This is a genomic window from Streptomyces sp. NPDC005752, from assembly GCF_040630715.1.
Taxonomy (GTDB): Bacteria; Actinomycetota; Actinomycetes; order Streptomycetales; family Streptomycetaceae; genus Streptomyces.
Map to the genome: position 1 here is coordinate 1 of NZ_JBEXYB010000024.1, position 17,431 is coordinate 17,431.

Genomic DNA, 17,431 nt, shown 5'->3' on the forward strand with positions numbered 1-17,431 from the left:
CTGCAGGGGGGACCCTGTGGGAGAGTAGGACGCCGCCGAACAATTATTCCGGGAAAGCCCCGTGCCCTTGTGGCACGGGGCTTTTCTGCGTTCACAGCACGGCCGGCCGGCAGATCCGGAGTGGGATGCGTCTCCGGTGGCAGGGCACCGCCCCGCAGGGGCCCGCGCTCGTAAGTGCCGCCGGACCGTCAGATCTCCGCTACGCGCCGTACGTCGTGAGTAAAAGAAGTGCCTTGTGTGTCGACATTCATCCTGTGAAGATTGAACTCTTCACAGGATGGTCACTAGGGTCAGGCTTCGAACCTTCGCGCGATAGTTCACTCATCAGGGGTGGCGGCGAAGGAACCGCCGAGTCCGTGACGTGCGCGGAGCCGGGGATTGGTTCGTATCCCCCATGACCCGGTAGGCGGCTCGAGGAAGAAGGAGCTTTCCTTCGTGGCGTCCCACCGTCGTCCCAAGCAGCCGAGCCGTGCCCGCGTGACCGTGCTCACCGCGACCGCCGCCGCAGCCGTGGCCTTGACCTCCCAGGCCGCCCACGCCGACCCCAAGCCGACCAAGAGCGAGGTCAAGGCGAAGGTCGACAAGCTCTACCACGAGGCCGAGGTCGCCACAGAGAAGTACAACGGGGCCAAGGAGCAGCAGGACAAGCTCAAGAAGCAGGCCGACGCGCTCCAGGACAAGGTCGCCCGCGGCCAGGACGAACTCAACACCCTGCGCGGCGAGCTCGGTTCGCTCGCCGCCGCGCAGTACCGCTCCGGCGGACTCGACCCCTCCGTCCAGCTGCTGCTCTCCTCGGACCCGGACAGCTTCCTGGACCAGGCTTCCGCGCTCGACCAGTTGACGGCCAAGCAGGCCGAGTCGCTGCAGAAGATCCAGGCGAAGCAGCGCGCCCTCGCGCAGCAGCGCAAGGAGGCGCAGGGGAAGCTCAGCGACCTCGACGACGTTCGTAAGACGCTCGGCACGAACAAGCAGAAGTTCCAGGGCAAGCTCGCCGAGGCCCAGAAGCTGCTGAACACCCTCACCGCCGCCGAGCGGGCCAAGATGGCCGAGGAGGAGGAGCAGCGCGCCACCCGCGCCGCCGGTGACCGGGTGGACCTGGGCAACGGGTCCCGCAGTAACGGGTCCGGTGGTGACGAGGCTGTCGACCTGGGCAAGGAGGTTCCCGCGTCCGCCCTGGGTGCCGCCGCCCTCCAGGCCGCCCACACACGGGTGGGTAAGCCCTATGTCCGAACTGCCACGGGTCCCAACTCCTTCGACTGTTCAGGGCTGACCATGTGGGCCTATGCCCAGGCCGGTGCCGATATCACCCGCACCACGTTCACTCAGATAAACCAGGGCACCCGCATCGCCCGCAGCCAGCTGAAGCCGGGCGACCTCGTCTTCTTCAGCAACACCTCGCACGTGGGTCTCTATGCGGGCAACAACACCGTGCTGCACGCTCCGTACCCGGGCACCAACGTCCGCTACGAGTCGATGAGCACCATCGGCAGCTACCAGGCCGCGGTGCGCATCTGATCACCCCCGACCCCTCGGCCACCCGCTGCTTCGTCGCTCTGCATCAGACCCTGGCGCCCGACTATCCCGGTGGTCCCGCCGCCGGGGCCTTCGTCGAGCGCACCAGGAACGCTCTGCGGCTGGACGTGCTGACAGCCCGGGGAATCTCGTTTGCCGTGGTGGAGGCGGCAGGGCACCATCGGCTGATGGACTACGTCGTGCGTGCGGTGCGGGCCGAGGAATGGCGGCGGGCCAGGGAGATCCGGTTGGTGGCCCTGAGGGACCCGGTTGCCTCGATCGCCTTCCTCGAGACGTACGAGCACGCACTGACCAAGCCGGACGTGTTCTGGCAGGAGCGGACGGCGGGCGCCGCGGCGGGGGAGCACAGCCGCCAGTTCATCGCGGAGACGTCCGACGGACGGTGGGCGGGAACGGTGACGGTGCTCGTGGAGCGGCGTGGCGGTGAGCCTGGTTTCGGGGAGGCCGCCGAGGTCGATCAGGCCCATCTGGTGGGGGTGTTCGTCAGGCCGGGCCACCGGGGGCGCGGAGTGGTGGACGCGCTGTTCCGTGAAGCGATCGACTGGTCCTGGTCGTTGGCGGGACCGCCACTGCGGCGGGTACGGCTCTATGTCCACGAGAAGAACGGGCGGGCCGCGGCCTCGTACCGGAGGATCGGCTTCGTCCCGACCGGGAGGACGTTGCCGATGGAGGGTGATCCGAGCGCCCTGGAGCTGGAGTTCGAGATCCGTCGTTAGAAGGCTGTGGCGGATAGGCCCGGGGAGTGCGGTCAGGGCGCGAGCAGGCGTTCCTGCCAACGGGCGCGGGCCTGTTCCTCGGAGCGGAGCAGGGCCAGGGTGGTCATCCCCTGCTCCTGGCCGGCAGACAGCAGGCGGGGGAGCTCGGGAAGGGGCGCCACCGCTGCGACGTCGTCGAGGACGAGCGTCATTGGTGGGTCGAGCCGACCGTCGGTTGACCGTACGGCCATGCGGCGGCCGTGCTCGACCACGTGCGAGGCGAGTGCGGTGAGCAGGGGCATCGCACCGGGGTGGTGGCGGGGATCCTCGATGGGTTCACCGACCACATAGAGCGTTCCCCCTTCACGTGCAAAAGAATCCAGTACGAGTGCATCGGCTCGGTTGGGTGTGCACGCTTCGCGGATGTGGACCGATGAGAGGGCCGCGAAGGCCCGTACGGTCAGTTCCTGTGCCATGTCCCGGCGTTCGGGATAGGCCGTGAGCGCGGACTCCAGCAGTCCGGCGTGGCCGGAGGCCGCCTTGGGGTGGGTGCGGAGCAGGCGCACGGGTTCGTGCCCGCCGGCGCCGGAGGCCCAGCGGTGGACCTGGCGGAAGGGACGGCCGTCCACGGCGGCGGCGTGGAGCCAGCACTGGAGCAGGGTCTGCGCGGTGTCGGCGACGGCGGCGTCGATCCTGGCCCGGGGGCGCACGGGCGTCAGGAGCGCGGTGGCCCGGGAGGCCGCGGTGGCCGGGTCCTCGCAGCCCGCGACGGGCGACCAGTGGAGGCGGTCCGGGGTGTCGCAGAGGTGGCCCGGGTCGTAGACGAGGACCGGGCCGAGCTTGCTGCGGGCGTCTTTCGTCTCGGCCCAGACGGTGGGGTCCGAGGTGACGACGAGTGCGGAGCCCTCCGCCTCCCGGACGGCCTGGACCACCGCCGGCCGGCGGGTGGCCGAGGCGCCGTAGAGGACGTGCGGGGTGCGAGGGGTGGGGACCAGCGGCGAGGTCTCCTGCGTGTACGAGGACAGGGGCTCGGTGGGAGCGGTCTGCCGCGCGTACGGGGCGGCGAAGGCCGGGGCCTGGGCCGCCTCGACGGGTGCCGGAGCGGGTGCCCGGGGCGTTTCGGCGGGCATGGCTTCGCGCGGGGGTGGCCCGGCCGCCGTGCGGGAGCGCAGGGGGTCCTGCTCCGACTCGTACGGTGCCGGGGCCGTACCCCGCTGCTTCCGGACCAGTCGCCAGCGGGTCACCACACCCACCGCGAACACCGTCAGGACCAGCAGCACCATCAGTTCGCCGATGAACAGCCCCCAGAACAGCCCGTATCCGGAGAGGTCGCCGGGCGGGGTGTCCGGCCAGGCGGCCGACAGGTCCGCCGGCTCGACGGCCAGGGCGCGCAGGGCCAGCGGCGTCCGCGTGAACGTGACGCCGTCGGGCCAGCCTCCGTGCGCGAAGAGTCCGGCGAGGCCCGTCGCCGTCCAGGCCAGGACCGTCAGCCCGAAGAGGAAGGCCAGGAGGCCGATCAGCAGGCCGTCGGGGATGCCGCCCTGCCCCTCGCCTCCGCGCCCCGGTCCTGATGGTGCCTGGCGTGCCATGTCATGCCACCGTTGACTCGGACGACTCGTTCAGCCGTTGCTGGTGCTCGATCCGCGCCGCCCGCTGCTCCGCCTCCAGCTCCGCGGCCCGTACGTCCTCGGGAAGCAGGTCCGCCGACGAGCCCTCGGTCATCGCGCGGTCGGTGAAGACCAAGGGGCGTTCGGCTTCGGTGATCAGGTGCTTGACGACCTGGACGTTGCCGTTGACGTCCCACACCGCGATGCCCGGGGTCAGCGTGGGGATGATCTCCACCGCCCATCTGGGCAGGCCGATGACCTTGCCCGTCGCTCTGGCCTCGTCGGCCTTCTGGGCGTAGATCGTGCGGGTGGACGCCATCTTCAGGATGGCCGCCGCCTCCTTGGCCGCGGCTCCGTCGACGACGTCGCTGAGGTGGTGGACGACCGCCACGAACGACAGCCCGAGGCGTCGTCCGAACTTCAGCAGACGCTGGAAGAGCTGTGCGACGAAGGGGGAGTTGATGATGTGCCAGGCCTCTTCGACCAGGAAGATGCGCTTCTTCCGGTCGGGCCGGATCCAGGTGTGCTCCAGCCACACGCCGACGATCGCCATGAGGATCGGCATGGCGATGGAGTTCCGGTCGATGTGCGAGAGGTCGAAGACGATCAGCGGTGCGTCGAGGTCGATGCCGATGGTGGTCGGGCCGTCGAACATGCCGCGCAGGTCACCGTCGACGAGTCGGTCCAGGACGAGTGCGACGTCCAGGCCCCAGGCCCGTACGTCGTCTATGTCGACGTTCATCGCCTCGGCGGACTCCGGTTTGGGATGGCGCAGCTGCTCCACGATGTCCATCAGGACCGGCTGGCGCTGGGTGATGGTGTCGGTGACGTAGGCGTGGGCCACCTTGAGTGCGAAGCCGGAGCGTTCGTCGAGGCCATGGCCCATGGCGACCTCGATGATCGTACGGAGCAGGGCCAGCTGTCCGGTCGTGGTGATCGACGGGTCCAGGGGGTTGAGCCGGATCCCGTCGTTCAGCGCGGCGGTGGGGTCCAGCCGGATGGGCGTGATGCCCAGTTCCTCGGCGATGAGGTTCCACTCGCCGACGCCGTCCTCGCCCTGGGCGTCCAGGACGACGACCTGGCGGTCGCGGAAGCGGAGCTGGCGCAGCACATACGTCTTCTCCAGGGCCGACTTGCCGTTCCCGGACTCGCCGAGCACCAGCCAGTGCGGGGCGGGGAGCTGCTGCCCGTACAGCTGGAACGGGTCGTAGATGTAGCCCTTGCCCGAATACACCTCACGCCCGATGATCACGCCGGAGTCGCCGAGGCCGGGTGCGGCGGTCGGGAGGTAGACGGCCTGGGCCTGCCCCGTCGAGGTGCGCACCGGGAGCCGGGTGGTCTCCACGTTTCCGAAGAGGAAGCCGGTGAAGGCATCCGACAACGCGGACAGCGGATCTCGCATGGCGTGACTGCCCTCTCGTTAGCGACGGATGCCGGTGGCGAACGGCAAGGTGTTCACAAAGGCGCGGTGGTGTTCCCGGTCGCACCACTCCAGCTTGAGGTACGACTTGCCGGCCGACGCGCGGATCGTCCGCTTGTCGCGGGCGAGCGCCTCGGGGGACCGGGACGACACGGTGATGTACCCCACGAGATTCACCCCGGCCGCGCCGCTCGCCAGATCTTCACCCCGCTGGTCGAGCCGGCCGTGGGCGGCGATGTCGCGCGGGTCGACCGTGCGGTTCATCTTGGCCTGGCGGCTCGCCTCGGCGTCGTCGTTGGTCTTCTCCGTCAGCATCCGCTCGATGGCGATCTCGGTGGGTTCGAGGTCCATGCAGACCGCGACCGTGCGGATCACGTCGGGCGTGTGGACGAGGAGAGGGGCCAGGAAGTTGACGCCGACGGGGGTCATCGGCCATTCCTTCACCCAGGCGGTGGAGTGGCACCAGGGGGCGCGCGTCGACGACTCGCGGGTCTTGGCCTGAAGGAACGTCGGCTCGACCGCGTCCAGTTCGGCCGGCCAGGCGTTGCGCTTCGTCATCGCCTGGATGTGGTCGATGGGGTGGTCCGGGTCGTACATGGAGTGCACGAGCGACGCGAGCCGGCTCTGGCCGAGCGGCTGGCGGACCCGGATGTCGGCCTCGGCGAGCCGGGCGCAGATGTCGGTCAGCTCACGCGCCATGACGACGGCGAGACCCGCGTCCCGGTCGACCCTGCGGCCGCCCTGGGGGCGCATGGCCCGGGCCATCGCGTTGGCCTCGGCGGCCAGGTCGCGGCTGTAGTGCATGCAGGCGACGAGGTAGGCACGGTGCTGCTCGCTGGAGGTGGAGACCATCGACTGGAGCTGGTCGTAGGAGTCCTGGAGCCAGCCGGGCGCGGACCTGTCACCACGCTGGGCGACGTCCTTGGCGTGCGCGTCCGGGTCGGCGGGCAGCGTGCGGGCCAGCATCTGGAGGCGCGTCACGAAGCCGTCGCCGTTGGCCACGTGCTTGAGCAGCGTGCCGAAGCGGTCGACCAGGGCTTCCTGGTCCTCGCTGTCGCGCAGGCCTACCCCGGGGCCCTCGATCTCGATGGCGGCGGTGACCGTACGCCGGTCGGCGTGCAGGAGTACGGCGATCTCGTCGGGGCCGAACGGCGCGGCGAGCCAGCTGATCCGGCCGATGCCGGGCGGCGGCCCGATCTCCACCTCGCGCCCGTCGGCGCCGACACCGGCTTCGACGGCGCCGGAGCGGTAGGCCGTGCCGCGGCGCAGTGTGCGCTTGAAGCTGCGGTTGATCTCGAACCACTTGTAGAAGGTGCGGCCCTTGTAGGGGACGTACACGACGGCCAGGGCCAGCATGGGGAAGCCCATGAGTGTCACGATCCGCAGGGAGAGGACCGGGACGAGGAGACCGCTCATCATGCCGAGGAACGCCCCGGCGATGATCAGCGCGATCTCGCCCGTCTCACGGTTCTTGCCGATGATCGCGTTCGGCCGGGCGCGGCCGATGAGATACGTACGGCGGGGCGCGATCGTGTGGGAATGGGTCGTCAACGCCCGCCACCTCCTGTGCTCGTGTTACCTGTGCTGCCTGGACCGCTTCGTGGGGAGCGGGTGCCGTGGGGGGTGCCGGAGGTGGGTCCGGAACCGCTGCGCGGCGAGGGCGCGGCGCTCCCACCGGGCGTGCGGGAGCTGTGCGCGGCGACACCGCCGCTGGCCGGGTTGGCCGGCCGCGCACCGCCGCCACCGCCTCCGCCCTCGCCGCCGCCGCTGCGGCCGCTGTGGGTCTTGATCCCCTGGGAGACGAGAGCGGCGGGCGAGCTGATCATGGCGGCGGCCTGGGAGCCGTCGGTGGCCTGCTTGCGGTTGGTGCGGGCGCCCTGGATCTCGTCGCCGAAGCCGGGTACGAAGCGGTAGATCATGGCGGAGGCGAAGATGGCCAGCAGGATGATGGCGAGGCCGGAGACGACGGCCGAGAAGGCGTTGGGTCCGTCGTCCGCGGAGAGCGCCCCGGCGAGACCGAGCACGATGACGATGACCGGCTTCACCATGATCACGGCGATCATGATGCCTGCCCAGCGACGGACGTGGCCCCACATGTTCTTGTCGACGAGCCCGGAGTAGACGACGACACCCAGCAGGGCACCCACATAGAGCAGGGCGGCCCGGATCACGAGCTCCAGCCAGAGGATGCCGGCGGCGAGGATCGAGACGAGCGAGACGACGATCAGCATGATGGGCCCGCCGCCGATGTCGGTGCCCTTCTTGAGCGCCTCGGCGAACGACCCGAAGAACACGTCGGTCTGTCCGCCGGTCGCGGCGGAGATGACTTCCGTGACGCCGTCGGTGGCGGAGACGACCACGTACAGGATGAGCGGGGTGAAGGCCGAGGCCAGGACCGTGAGCCAGAGGAAGCCGATGGCCTCGGAGATCGCGGTGGTGAACGGAACGCCCCTGATGGCGCGCTTGGCCACGGCGAAGAGCCAGAGGACGAGGGTGAGGATGGTGGACGCAGCGAAGACGACTGCGTACTGGGTGCGGAAGGTGGAGTTCGTGAAGTCGACGGTCGCGGTGCTCTCCACGGCCTCACTGAGCTTGCCCACGAGGTAGGCGGCGGCGTCGGCGCAGCCGCGGGCGAGGGAGGTCAGGGGGTCGAGCGCGTCGTCGGTGACGGGGGGTGTGCTGCGGGCGCCTCTGCCGGATTCGCCGTCGACGCAGTACTCCTTGGCTGGGCCAATGAGCAATTCGCACGGACTGCTGCTTTCGCTGGGCGTGGGAGTCGGGGTGGGTGCGGCAACAGCCCGCGTCGCCGCGAGGACAGCAGTTGCTTGCACTGTGGCCACCACAGCGAGGAGCGAGCGGAAGCCAAACCGACGGCTACCTGGCATAAGTGAAGCCTCCGTACTCCTCGACAGCCTTGCTGATCTCGTCAGACGTGGAGGCAGCGACATCGCCGGGCACCGGAGCGGGGCCGTCCTTCTGCTTGTCGCTAGAAATCTTCCAGTCCCCGTCGAACCACACGAGTTCAGCAGTCCAGGTCTTCCAGGAGGTGCTCACAGGGTCTGTCGACTCTGGTCCGGACATGCCGATGAGACCCGTGTACCAGACATCCACTGTGGCAGTCGCGGGGCTGTAGGACGCTACTTTGGTGCCCACAGGGATAGTTCTGGAGATGAAGATGCTGCCCTGAGGAGCCTTGCCGTCAGCGTCCAGCCCCAGCTTGCTGAGGAAATCAGTCGAGTATGCCGAATCCTGAGGACCCTTGAGCTCGGATGCGGCCGTCGACGTGTAGATGCTGTTCACGATGTTGTGACGACGGTCCTTGTCGAACATCTCCGCAGACCCCAGCGCAACCGCGTAGTTCGCCGCCGCGCTCTGCGCCCCCTGCTCGTCGTGCGCGAACCCGGAGGCGATCGTCCCGTTCTTGCCCGTGACCGGCTTCGTGCCCGTCGCGGCGGTGGGGCCCGACCCCGCTGCGGCCGAGTCCTTCTCCTTGCCGCCGTCCGAGGTGCCGCCTCCGCTCTGGTTCGCGAACGCGATCGCTGCGATGAGCAGCACCACCACGCCCACCACCATGATCAGCGAGCGGGAGTTCCGGGCGGGCCTGCGGCCATAGCCGTCGCCGTCGTCGCCACCGCCGGGCAGACGCGTGCGCGTCTGGCGCGTCCCGCCGAGGGTGCTGTACGCGTCGTCCGAGCGGCCGCCCGGCTCGTTGCCGCCGTAACCGCGCTCATCGCCCTGGGTCATGCCGCGTACGCCCCCTCGACCGTGTGCAGTTCCGCGTAGTACGACGGTAGCGCTGCTGGTTTCCGCGTGGGCGCGGTGTGGTTACTCGACATCAGGGGACGCAACCTCTGCCGGTGGGCACGACGGACGGATGGTGTGGGTGGACGGGGCCGGCCCGGGGGCGGGGCTTGCCTGACAGGCGGTCAGACAGCCATTCCGTAGACAATCGTGAACAGCGTGCCCAGCGATCCGATGATGAAGACGCCGGTCAGCCCTGCCACGATCAGCCCCTTGCCCTGCTCTGCGCTGAAGGTGTCGCGCAGTGCGGTCGCGCCGATGCGCTGTTTTGCCGCGCCCCAGATCGCGATGCCGAGGCAGAGCAGGATGGCGATCGCCATCACCACTTCGATCATGATGCGTGCCTCGTTGCCCAGAGTCCCGAACGGCCCCCAGTTCGGGGCGATTCCGCCGATGATGGTGGTGATGTCGCCCTTTTCCGCTGCCAGGATCATGTAAGTCACCGCCCCTGTTGGGTAGTTCGCAGCCCGCGCCGTGCGACACGGGTCGGTCTCTATCTTCGCTGATGAAACCGGCATCGCACGACGCCTTCCCGGGTCTCTTTACCCGGATCTCGCACGTTTGACCGGGGAAGCTGCCCTGACCTGCGGCTTGCGGCGGAATCTGCCCGCATATGCATGGTAACTCTGTGTATCACGGGGTGTGACGGCTAGCAACGACGATGGCCAGGGGTTCCGGGTGCGGTTGATGCGTTCACGGGACGCGGGGCATTCGTACGCGCTGTTCGAGAGCCGTGTGTGCGCCGGTGGCTTCAGGCCGACGTGTCGTCAGGCGCCGTGCGGGGAAGGTCCAGCGACCCGTGCGTCACAGCACGGTACGCAGGGGCGCCGGTCCCCGGTCCGGAGTCTCCCAGTGCGACGGTGGCTTGAAGTCGCACCAGGAGCCGTCGAACGGGAATGCCCTCGCCTCGAGGAGACGGACCACGCGTTCCCCCTCCGCGCGGATCTCCGACGCCTCTCGCGCGGACCAGTAGGCGGGGTGCCCGGTCTTCTGGGCGAACGACCGCTCGTCCTTCCATCGTCGGCTTCGGTCCGGTGCCACGGTGATGTCGAGCTCGTGGTCGGCTACGTCGATGTCCGCGCCGTGGTGGGTCCGCTGTTCGAGATTCACGTACCAGCCACGGAATTTCTGTCTCCGCCCGAACAGCCAGAGCACCGCATGACCAGCCTCGGCCGGTTGGTGGATGAGGGCGCTGCCCATCGGCCATCGTCCGGCCTTCGCCGGATAGCCGTGTGCGGGCCGGTCTTCGGGCGCGATGTCCCGGAGGTGGGCTCCACGAGGCAGTTCCGTGCGCCACATAGGTGTGCCGGTCTCCAGCCACACCAACTGACCCTCGTCCATGCGTTCGACGAGCCGTACGGGCACGGAGTGGCTGAGGTGGCCGCCGATGAAGAGGTTCCAGCGGAGGATCTGCCCGGCCGCAGATCCGGCCCCGGCCCCGTTCCCGGCCCCGTTCCCGGCCCCGTTCCCGGCCCCCACCCCGCATCCAGCCCCGGTCATCGCGCGAGCAGCGCCAGGTCCTCGGTGGTGAGCCGCAGCGCGCCGGCAGCCACGTTCTCGACGAGGTGGTCCGGGTTACCGGTGCCGGGGATGGCCAGCACGTGCGGCCCCTGGTGGAGTGTCCAGGCCAGTCGCACCTGTGCGGCCGTCACCCCGTGGCGGCGTGCGACGGTCAGCGTCGCGTCGTCCTGGTTGTCGCTCGCGCCTTCCTCGCGCCCCGCGCCGGCGATGGCGAAGAAGGGGACGAACGCGATGCCCTGTTCGCCGCAGGCGCGCAGGAAGGCGTGGTGCTCGGCCGGGGAGCCGAGGCCGTACGCGTTCTGTACGCAGACGACGGGGGCGATGCCCCGAGCCTCTGCCAGCTGTTCCGGTGTGGTGTTGGAGATGCCCAGGTGGCGGATGAGTCCGGCTGTGCGGAGTTCGGCCAGGGCGCCGAAGAGTTCGGTGACGGGAGCGGAGGCCCGGCTCACCGCGAGGCGCAGGTTCACCACGTCCAGGTGGTCCCGGCCGAGCTGGCGCAGGTTCTCCTCGACCTGGCCGCGCAGCTGCTCCGGTGTGGCCCACGCCCACGTGCCGGAGGGGTCCCGGCCGGGGCCGACCTTGGTGGTGATGACCAGGTCTTCGGCGTACGGGGCGAGCGCGCTGTTGATCAGCTCGTTGGCGGACCGCAGCGGTGAGAAGTAGAAGGAGGCGGTGTCGATGTGGTTCACGCCGAGTTCGACGGCGCGGCGCAGGACGCGCAGGGCGCGGTCCCGGTCGCTGGAGGTTCTGTCGGCGAACGCCGTGCCGTCCTGGGCGAGACGCATCGAACCGAAGCCGAGGCGGTTGACCGTCAGGTCGCCGAGTTTCCAGGTGCCGGAGGCTGCTGCGGTGATCGTCTCGGATGATGAGGGCATCATCGGATTCTGCCACTCGCCTGCTTGTCGGACTGTGCGGTCGTTCTCGCCGCCCACTGGGCGGCGGTGATCTGCCACGTCACGTCGACACCCACTTCACCCGGGGCGGTCGGCCCTTCGGGTGTGGGGCCGCGTCCGGCCTCCGTGAAGCCCAGGCGGCGGGCGACTGCTCCGCCGGCCGGGTTGGCGGCGTCGTGGTGGATCTCCATGCGGTCGACGCCCGTCAGCCGGAAGCCCTGTTCGACGAGCGCGGTCGCGGCCATGGTCGCGAGACCCCGCCCGGTCCACCGGGGATGCAGCCAGTAGCCGATGTCGAGTCCGCCCGCACCGATCCGGCGGAAGAGGCCGCAGCTGCCGATGACCGTGCCCTCGGAGGTGATCGCGTAACCGAAGGCCTCCCCGCTCACCCACTCCGCCTGGTTCCGGGCGAGGAAAGCGGGGCCCATCCGCCTGTCGTAGGCCGCCGCCCAGGGCATCCACGGGATCAGGTGGGGCAGCGAACCGGAGATCGCCTCGTGGAGGGCGTCGAGGTCGCTCGTGTGCCAGCGGCGCAGTCCGACCTGGCCGTGGCTCAGGAGATCAGCGGGCTCTTCCATGGTCGGGATGCTCTCGCGACCGGGGTGCGCCCGACAACCGCATTGTCGGGGTGTGGTTCCCTCAGGTCCTCTGCGCCAGGGTCGCCGTGAAGCTGCGGCCGTACGCACGGTGGGTGGTGACGTCGAGACGGGTGCCGCCGGGGACGTGGCGGACGCGGACTCCGGCGTCGGCCGAGACGCGCCTCAGGGGTCTGCCGTGGAGGGTGAGGGACACCGTGCGCCGTGTCGTCGTGGGGTCGGACACCGCGACGGTGTACGTGCCCTCCGCTGTCCGTCGCAGCATGACCGACGCCGGACCGTCGATTGAGAGGCGCCCCACCCGGTGCGTCCCTGGGGTGAACGCGTTCGCGGCGGTGATGCCGAGGGGCGTATGGGCTGCCGCCTGCAGGCGGTCCGTGTTGGACAGTACGGAGAGCGGGCCATGGGCGTACGAGGCGAGTTGCCGCTCGGAGGCGTTGGGGACGAGGGCGTGCGCCATGGAGGCGGGCCTCGCTCCGGCAGCCTGCTCGTAGGACAGTGTGAAGAGCTGTTTGGTCACTGCCGTGTCCGCGTTGGCGAGGCGCACGAGGCGTCGGCTGCGCGTGACCGTGTCGAGCGCGACGACCGGCGACGGGCCGGACAGGAAGACGTACCCGACGGAGGTCCTCTGCCCCTCGTCGGCGTACCGCAGCCAGGCCGGTGGGGCGTTCCCGGTGCTCCGCCAGGGTGACCCGTCGCGGAGCCCGCCCGTGACGACGACGGGGGAGGACGGATCGGCGATGCGGCTGTCGACCGTCGTGGTCACCGCGCGGCCCGCCAGGCCGGTCACGCCGGCTGACAACACGAGGATCTCGTCGTCGAACATGAACCAGGACCTGGTGGCAGCCGCCGCGCGGTAGGCCACGAAGTCCTCGGGCAGGGTGCCTGCCTGCTGCGCCGCGTACGCGGCGTCGTCGGACTGTACGAGACCGGCCGCGCCGTAGGGGCCGAGGCGAGCTCCGCCGGAGAACGCCTGGGTGGCGCGCGGGAAGTAGACGTAGGCGTTCTGCGACTCGGAGGATGACGTGAAGCCGCGCTCGGGGTTGTCGTACCAGAGGGTGCCGTACAGCTCGGGGACGGTACGGCGCGTCTCGGTGGGGGCCGTGACGCCCGCGAGGCGGTGGGGCGGGACAGCGGTGAAGTAGTCGACGCCGTAGGCCTGCCGCTGGTCCGCGCCGGACAGGTACAGGTAATGGGCGCCGGTGCCCTGGAACCACGGCATCAGGTTCTCGCCGCTCATGTACTCGTACATGCTGACGCGGGCGGAGCTGCGGGCCAGCGCGAAGGCGTAGCCGGGCCTGCGGTGGACGGTGCGGTCCATCGCGTTGTAAGCGGCGTGCGCGGCTGTCGGGACGAGATCCCGGGCGGGCGCCGCGGAGCTCAGGATGTCGGCGTATCGGGCGATGCTGACGGGGGAGACGAAGGCGACCGGGTCCAGGCCCGCCTTCGACGTCTGGCGGAGGTGTTTGACGTAGCCCTCGAGCGCCTCCGCACCGCTACCGGGCGTGTGTGCGGACAGGTCGACGACGGCCTCGACGACGGCGGTGACGTCCGCGTACCCCGTGCCGGTCCGTGAGACCGCACGCCCCTTGACGATCTCCATCATCCAGCCCTCGAAGATCAGCGGGGCGAAGCCGTCGGCCACCCAGCCCTGCACGACACCGACCAGGCTGTCGTCGGGGACGTAGCCGGTGCCGTCGAGGATCTTGACCGTCTGCACGATCCGGGTGAGCAGCCCCTTGCCGTAGGAGCCGGTGTACGCGACGGAGCCGTGCTGGACGAAGGACCCGTCGGCGTAGAAGCCGTCGGTGACCCCGTGGCGCGGGCGGTAGGGGTCGATCGTCGCGAAGACGGTCAGCTGGTCGGCGAGGGCCTTGGTGATGCGGGTCCCGTCGCCGAGCAGGGCGCCTTGGAGGATCCGGTTGGTCGTGATGTCGGCGAGATTGGCGCCGGTGTGGAAGCGCGAGTCGAGATCGACGTCGCCGTCCTTGCCGTTGCGCAGGTATGCGTCCATGGAGGTGACGTACGTCGCGGTGAGATCGGGCCGGTGTGCCGCGAGCTCGTCCCTGAGCAGGGCCAGGGTCTTGGTCGCGTGGGCCGGGATCCCGATCTCCCAGTGGAACCAGTTGCCGTAGTAGCCCTTCGACTGGTCGCCGAACCAGTCGTCGTGGAGCCGGGCCAGGCCGTCGACGACCCGGCGCCGGACCGTCGCGTTCCCGTGCAGGCCGGAGGCGTCGGTGCCGGGGAGGCAGGTGGCGAGAGCGATCTCGTAGAGGTACTGGTACGACGTGCTCAGGTTGGGGTCACTGGTGCCGAGGGGTATGCCCTCGAATATCTCCTCCGGTCCGGCGCCGTCCATCGCGGTGAGCCGGGCGCGCGCGGTCGCCAGGAGGGAGGCGAGCTTGGGGGCGACTTCGGGGCGGGCGTTGGACTCTGCGGTGCCGGCGAAGACGGCGACGGTGTTACGGAGGAGGGCTTCCTGGGGCGCTTCCCGGGATTCCGACGGCGGCGAGGAGCGCACGGAGACGGCGGCTTCGGCGTGGAGCGTCCGGGACAGCGTCCAGAGGGCGGCGACGGGAATCGCGGCGAGTGCGGTACGACGCGAGAGCTCCACCAGCACGCTCCAAAGTCCGGGGCTGCAAAGGCTTGTTGCCTCTGTAGCTCCTGCTGCTGTCTTCGCCAGCCAAGCAACGCGCCCTGACCGTGTCAATGGTGCGGTGCGATGTGAAGGGGCTCGTCCACCGGTCCGCTCTGCCCTGGCGGGCGTGGACATAGGGTGCACCGATGGAGTCCAAGCAGCGGCGAGTCGGCAGAGTGACGCAGGCGTTCCCGTATCAGGTCGTTGCCGCGGTTCTCCTGGTCCTTGCCGCCGTGGCGGGCTGGAGCAGTCTGATAGTGGTTGTCGGAGGACAGGTCATCCCTGCGTGGGTGGTGGGTAGCTCGCTGCTCGTCATATCGCTGATACTGGCGGGTGTTCATACGGTCCGGAAGCTTGGTGCGGCGGATGACAAGGCACCCATACCCCGGCCGGGCCTGCGACACCTCGTCCTCGGCCTGCTGGCTGCCGCAGCCGGGCTCGGCTGTGTCTTCGGGGCAGTCAGCGATCTCGCGGGCGGTGCGGACTACCGGGTTCTTCGGCCCGTAGGACCCGACGGCTGCGTGGCGGTGGTGCGGGAGACGTCTTTCCTGAAGGCCAGCGACGGTGTGGTGTACGCGGTGGGCCGCACAGGAGTGGCGTGGCAGCCGTCAGGTTCCTGGACGGCGGACGACATGTACCGGCCTGTGGCCGAAGGCGCGTACGAGCTGCGCTGGAGTGGGGCCGACGGCACGTTCGCGGTCAGCGGGTCCGCCACCGACCCGATCGTCGCTTCGGAACTGAACCCGCTGGACTGCGGCTGAATGCCGGGCCCTGCGCAGCGCGTCAGCCGTCGGCGGTGACGTCTGTCTCGGCGAAGTGGTCGAACTCCCCGGCCATGACGCCTTGGACGAATGCCTCCCATTTCTGAGCCGTGGTGGTCACCACCGTGCCGGGGGCACTGGTCTCGCGGAGGTACACGAGCTCGCCGGGGCCGAACGCGATCTCGATCCAGGGGCCGGGGCCCTCCGCGTCCTCGGGGGCGGCGCGGGTCCAGGCGAGGTCGGTGGGGTGGTCAGTCACGGGCACGGGTCTCTTTGACGGTGCGGATGAGGGCGGCCCAGGCGGGCCGGCTGGTCCGGAGTATCGAGCCGCTGGGGTCGCTGCTCTCGGTGAGGGCTACCGAGCCCTGGTCGGCGGCGACGTGTATGCAGGCCTCTCCTTGGGCGCAGCGGGAGGACTTCTGCCAGTTCCGGATGATCATCTATGTCCCTACAGTTCCTGAGCGATGGAATGAATGAGAGCTCGTGACTGCTCCGTCTGCAGGGCGGCAGCGTCGAGCCGTTCGATCAGAAGTCGGTACTGAGACAGTTGGGCTTCGGCGTCGATGAACACCGGGCCGTGGGACTGGTCGAGTTGAGCGGTATCGAGGGCGGGAACAGAACCCTGTACGTAGTACACGGACTGGCCTGACCCGGGGTAGTTCGTTGCGGAGAACGGGACGACCTTGATCGATACATGAGGGTGTTCGCTCAGTGTGAGCAGATGCTGAAGCTGGGTGCGGGCGACGGCGGGGCCGCCGAATCGCATGCGGAGGGCAGCTTCGTGGATGAGGGCCCGGTATGGGACGGCACCGTTCCGGTAGAGGACGGCTTGTCGCTTTACGCGGTATGAGACTCGGTGTTCGATCTCGGGTGGCGAGATCTCAGGAACGGCTTGCCGGTAGATCGCACGGGCGTGATCGACAGTTTGCAGGAGGCCTGGGATATGGATGCTGTGCGCCGCCTGCAGGCTTGTGCCGTGATGCTCGATCTCCGCCAGATCGAGGAGCTTTGAGGGCAGGATCTCCCTGTACTCCTCCCACCAGCCGCGCCTACGGTCGCCCGTCATGTCGACCAAGGCCTCGATCAGGGCCTGATCCGTGCAGGAGTAGGTGTGGGCTGTGACCCGCACGCGGTCGGCGCTGACGCCGAAGCGCGCCACCTCCATGTTGCTGAGCTGCCCGGCGCTCGTGCCCAGGAGATCCGCTGCCTGTGTTGTGGTCAGCCCGGCGCGTTCGCGCAGCTTGCGCAGTTCAGCGCCCAGGCGTGTGCGGCGCGCAGTAGGGGCTGCTCTGCCTGCCATCTCAAACTCTCCCTGGGATTCGCTGCATTGGAGCGGGTCACTCACACGAGTGGATAATCTCAAAGATTAAGGGCGAACAGCGCAAGTATTCCTTGCGTCTGTCTAATCTATGCCTCAGGCCACCCGCCCGGAAGTACCCCGCTCGACGGAGCGGCCTCGTCACCGGGCCTGCGACATACACCTCAACGCTTGTCCGTGAACGGAGACTTCCATGGTTCTGGCCACCGTAACGCCGCCCTGGGCGTACACCCTCCAACTTCCGCAGGATCCGCGTGGGCCCGGCATCGCCCGGGCGACCCTGCGGACCGTGCTCCTCGTGCACGGGATGAGGGACCTGATCGACACCGCCGAGCTGCTGGCGAGCGAGCTGGTCACCAACGCGTACCGGCACTCCTCGGGCCCGTACTCGCTCCGGCTGCGCGGGGCGGGCCGGAACCGGGTACGGGTCGGTGTGTGGGACAGCAATCCGGAGATTCCGGCTCCGTTCGGCGGCTTCGGCATGGAGGAATCGTGCGTCCTGGCCGAGCGGGGCCGTGGGCTGCAGCTCGTACGGGAGTGTGCGGAGAGCTGGGGCGCGTACCCGATCAGGGGCGGGCTGCCCGGGCAGGGCGGGAAGGTGCTCTGGGCCGAGTGCACCGTCCCGCCCCATTCGTGACCGGGCTGGGC

The 17,431-nt window shown here is 69.4% G+C and carries 17 protein-coding genes; 4 read left to right on the plus strand and 13 right to left on the minus strand.

Annotated elements, in window-relative coordinates; genetic code table 11:
• Positions 1-435: 435 nt before the first annotated feature.
• Together ABZ441_RS20650 and ABZ441_RS20655 are read left to right on the plus strand one after the other, a co-directional pair.
• Complete coding sequence (locus ABZ441_RS20650) at positions 436-1,515, plus strand: NlpC/P60 family protein (RefSeq protein WP_358976017.1); 1,080 nt, start codon at positions 436-438, stop codon at positions 1,513-1,515.
• A 185-nt stretch (positions 1,516-1,700) separates the two neighbouring features.
• A complete protein-coding gene (locus ABZ441_RS20655) occupies positions 1,701-2,249 on the plus strand; it encodes a GNAT family N-acetyltransferase (RefSeq protein ID WP_358976020.1) in 549 nt (182 codons plus the stop codon).
• A 32-nt stretch (positions 2,250-2,281) separates the two neighbouring features.
• Here ABZ441_RS20655 and ABZ441_RS20660 read toward each other — a convergent pair whose 3' ends face one another.
• The 10 genes from ABZ441_RS20660 to ABZ441_RS20705 form a co-directional block, all read right to left on the minus strand.
• Positions 2,282-3,817, minus strand: a complete 1,536-nt coding sequence (locus ABZ441_RS20660) for a type IV secretory system conjugative DNA transfer family protein (protein ID WP_358976023.1) — start codon at positions 3,815-3,817, stop codon at positions 2,282-2,284.
• Between the two features lies 1 nt (position 3,818).
• Positions 3,819-5,237 carry an ATP-binding protein gene (locus ABZ441_RS20665; RefSeq protein ID WP_358976025.1) on the minus strand — a complete coding sequence of 473 codons (1,419 nt, stop codon included), beginning with the start codon at positions 5,235-5,237 and terminating at the stop codon, positions 3,819-3,821.
• 18 nt (positions 5,238-5,255) lie between these two features.
• A complete protein-coding gene (locus ABZ441_RS20670) occupies positions 5,256-6,806 on the minus strand; it encodes an SCO6880 family protein (RefSeq protein ID WP_358976028.1) in 1,551 nt (516 codons plus the stop codon).
• Positions 6,803-8,140, minus strand: coding sequence for a hypothetical protein (locus tag ABZ441_RS20675; protein ID WP_358976031.1), 1,338 nt, complete (start codon positions 8,138-8,140; stop codon positions 6,803-6,805). The genes ABZ441_RS20670 and ABZ441_RS20675 overlap by 4 nt, the downstream gene beginning before the upstream one ends.
• A complete protein-coding gene (locus tag ABZ441_RS20680; RefSeq protein WP_358976034.1) occupies positions 8,130-8,999 on the minus strand; it encodes a hypothetical protein in 870 nt (289 codons plus the stop codon). Before ABZ441_RS20680 ends, ABZ441_RS20675 begins: the two co-directional genes overlap by 11 nt.
• A 182-nt stretch (positions 9,000-9,181) precedes the next feature.
• A complete protein-coding gene (locus ABZ441_RS20685) occupies positions 9,182-9,490 on the minus strand; it encodes a hypothetical protein (protein ID WP_015610155.1) in 309 nt (102 codons plus the stop codon).
• 370 nt (positions 9,491-9,860) lie between these two features.
• Positions 9,861-10,556 (minus strand): DUF402 domain-containing protein, encoded by a 696-nt coding sequence (locus ABZ441_RS20690; RefSeq protein ID WP_358976038.1) that lies wholly within the window; start codon positions 10,554-10,556, stop codon positions 9,861-9,863.
• A complete protein-coding gene (locus ABZ441_RS20695; RefSeq protein WP_358976040.1) occupies positions 10,553-11,452 on the minus strand; it encodes an aldo/keto reductase in 900 nt (299 codons plus the stop codon). Before ABZ441_RS20695 ends, ABZ441_RS20690 begins: the two co-directional genes overlap by 4 nt.
• The gene (locus tag ABZ441_RS20700; protein ID WP_358976043.1) at positions 11,452-12,048 is read right to left on the minus strand and encodes a GNAT family protein; all 597 of its coding nucleotides are present in this window, start codon (positions 12,046-12,048) and stop codon (positions 11,452-11,454) included. The genes ABZ441_RS20695 and ABZ441_RS20700 overlap by 1 nt, the downstream gene beginning before the upstream one ends.
• A 61-nt stretch (positions 12,049-12,109) precedes the next feature.
• A complete protein-coding gene (locus ABZ441_RS20705) occupies positions 12,110-14,680 on the minus strand; it encodes a polysaccharide lyase family 8 super-sandwich domain-containing protein (protein WP_358976046.1) in 2,571 nt (856 codons plus the stop codon).
• A 170-nt stretch (positions 14,681-14,850) separates the two neighbouring features.
• On the opposite strand from ABZ441_RS20705, the gene ABZ441_RS20710 reads away from it, so the two are divergent.
• Positions 14,851-15,465 (plus strand): hypothetical protein, encoded by a 615-nt coding sequence (locus tag ABZ441_RS20710; RefSeq protein WP_358976049.1) that lies wholly within the window; start codon positions 14,851-14,853, stop codon positions 15,463-15,465.
• A 22-nt stretch (positions 15,466-15,487) separates the two neighbouring features.
• Here the strand turns inward: ABZ441_RS20710 and ABZ441_RS20715 are convergent, their stop codons facing one another.
• The 3 genes from ABZ441_RS20715 to ABZ441_RS20725 are packed head-to-tail and all read right to left on the minus strand — an operon-like array spanning position 15,488 to position 16,765.
• Positions 15,488-15,724: a DUF397 domain-containing protein gene (locus ABZ441_RS20715; RefSeq protein WP_358976052.1), complete on the minus strand. Its 237-nt coding sequence runs from the start codon at positions 15,722-15,724 to the stop codon at positions 15,488-15,490.
• Positions 15,717-15,905 (minus strand): DUF397 domain-containing protein, encoded by a 189-nt coding sequence (locus tag ABZ441_RS20720; RefSeq protein WP_358976054.1) that lies wholly within the window; start codon positions 15,903-15,905, stop codon positions 15,717-15,719. Before ABZ441_RS20720 ends, ABZ441_RS20715 begins: the two co-directional genes overlap by 8 nt.
• 8 nt (positions 15,906-15,913) lie before the next feature.
• Positions 15,914-16,765 (minus strand): Scr1 family TA system antitoxin-like transcriptional regulator, encoded by an 852-nt coding sequence (locus tag ABZ441_RS20725; protein WP_358976056.1) that lies wholly within the window; start codon positions 16,763-16,765, stop codon positions 15,914-15,916.
• A gap of 211 nt (positions 16,766-16,976) precedes the next feature.
• Between ABZ441_RS20725 and ABZ441_RS20730 the strand changes: the two genes are divergently transcribed.
• Positions 16,977-17,420, plus strand: coding sequence for an ATP-binding protein (locus ABZ441_RS20730; protein ID WP_358976059.1), 444 nt, complete (start codon positions 16,977-16,979; stop codon positions 17,418-17,420).
• The last annotated feature ends 11 nt before the right edge of the window (positions 17,421-17,431 follow it).

What these genes read in the sequence shown, in the direction of transcription:
- ABZ441_RS20665 (WP_358976025.1), bottom strand. Translation starts at nt 5,237, where the DNA reads ATGCGAGATCCGCTGTCCGCGTTGTCGGATGCCTTCACCGGCTTCCTC.
- ABZ441_RS20700 (WP_358976043.1), bottom strand. Translation starts at nt 12,048, where the DNA reads ATGGAAGAGCCCGCTGATCTCCTGAGCCACGGCCAGGTCGGACTGCGC.
- ABZ441_RS20660 (WP_358976023.1), bottom strand. Translation starts at nt 3,817, where the DNA reads ATGGCACGCCAGGCACCATCAGGACCGGGGCGCGGAGGCGAGGGGCAG.
- ABZ441_RS20655 (WP_358976020.1), top strand. Translation starts at nt 1,701, where the DNA reads ATGGACTACGTCGTGCGTGCGGTGCGGGCCGAGGAATGGCGGCGGGCC.
- ABZ441_RS20695 (WP_358976040.1), bottom strand. Translation starts at nt 11,452, where the DNA reads ATGCCCTCATCATCCGAGACGATCACCGCAGCAGCCTCCGGCACCTGG.
- ABZ441_RS20720 (WP_358976054.1), bottom strand. Translation starts at nt 15,905, where the DNA reads ATGATCATCCGGAACTGGCAGAAGTCCTCCCGCTGCGCCCAAGGAGAG.
- ABZ441_RS20690 (WP_358976038.1), bottom strand. Translation starts at nt 10,556, where the DNA reads ATGACCGGGGCTGGATGCGGGGTGGGGGCCGGGAACGGGGCCGGGAAC.
- ABZ441_RS20675 (WP_358976031.1), bottom strand. Translation starts at nt 8,140, where the DNA reads ATGCCAGGTAGCCGTCGGTTTGGCTTCCGCTCGCTCCTCGCTGTGGTG.
- ABZ441_RS20730 (WP_358976059.1), top strand. Translation starts at nt 16,977, where the DNA reads ATGGTTCTGGCCACCGTAACGCCGCCCTGGGCGTACACCCTCCAACTT.
- ABZ441_RS20680 (WP_358976034.1), bottom strand. Translation starts at nt 8,999, where the DNA reads ATGACCCAGGGCGATGAGCGCGGTTACGGCGGCAACGAGCCGGGCGGC.
- ABZ441_RS20725 (WP_358976056.1), bottom strand. Translation starts at nt 16,765, where the DNA reads ATGGCAGGCAGAGCAGCCCCTACTGCGCGCCGCACACGCCTGGGCGCT.
- ABZ441_RS20710 (WP_358976049.1), top strand. Translation starts at nt 14,851, where the DNA reads ATGGAGTCCAAGCAGCGGCGAGTCGGCAGAGTGACGCAGGCGTTCCCG.
- ABZ441_RS20685 (WP_015610155.1), bottom strand. Translation starts at nt 9,490, where the DNA reads ATGATCCTGGCAGCGGAAAAGGGCGACATCACCACCATCATCGGCGGA.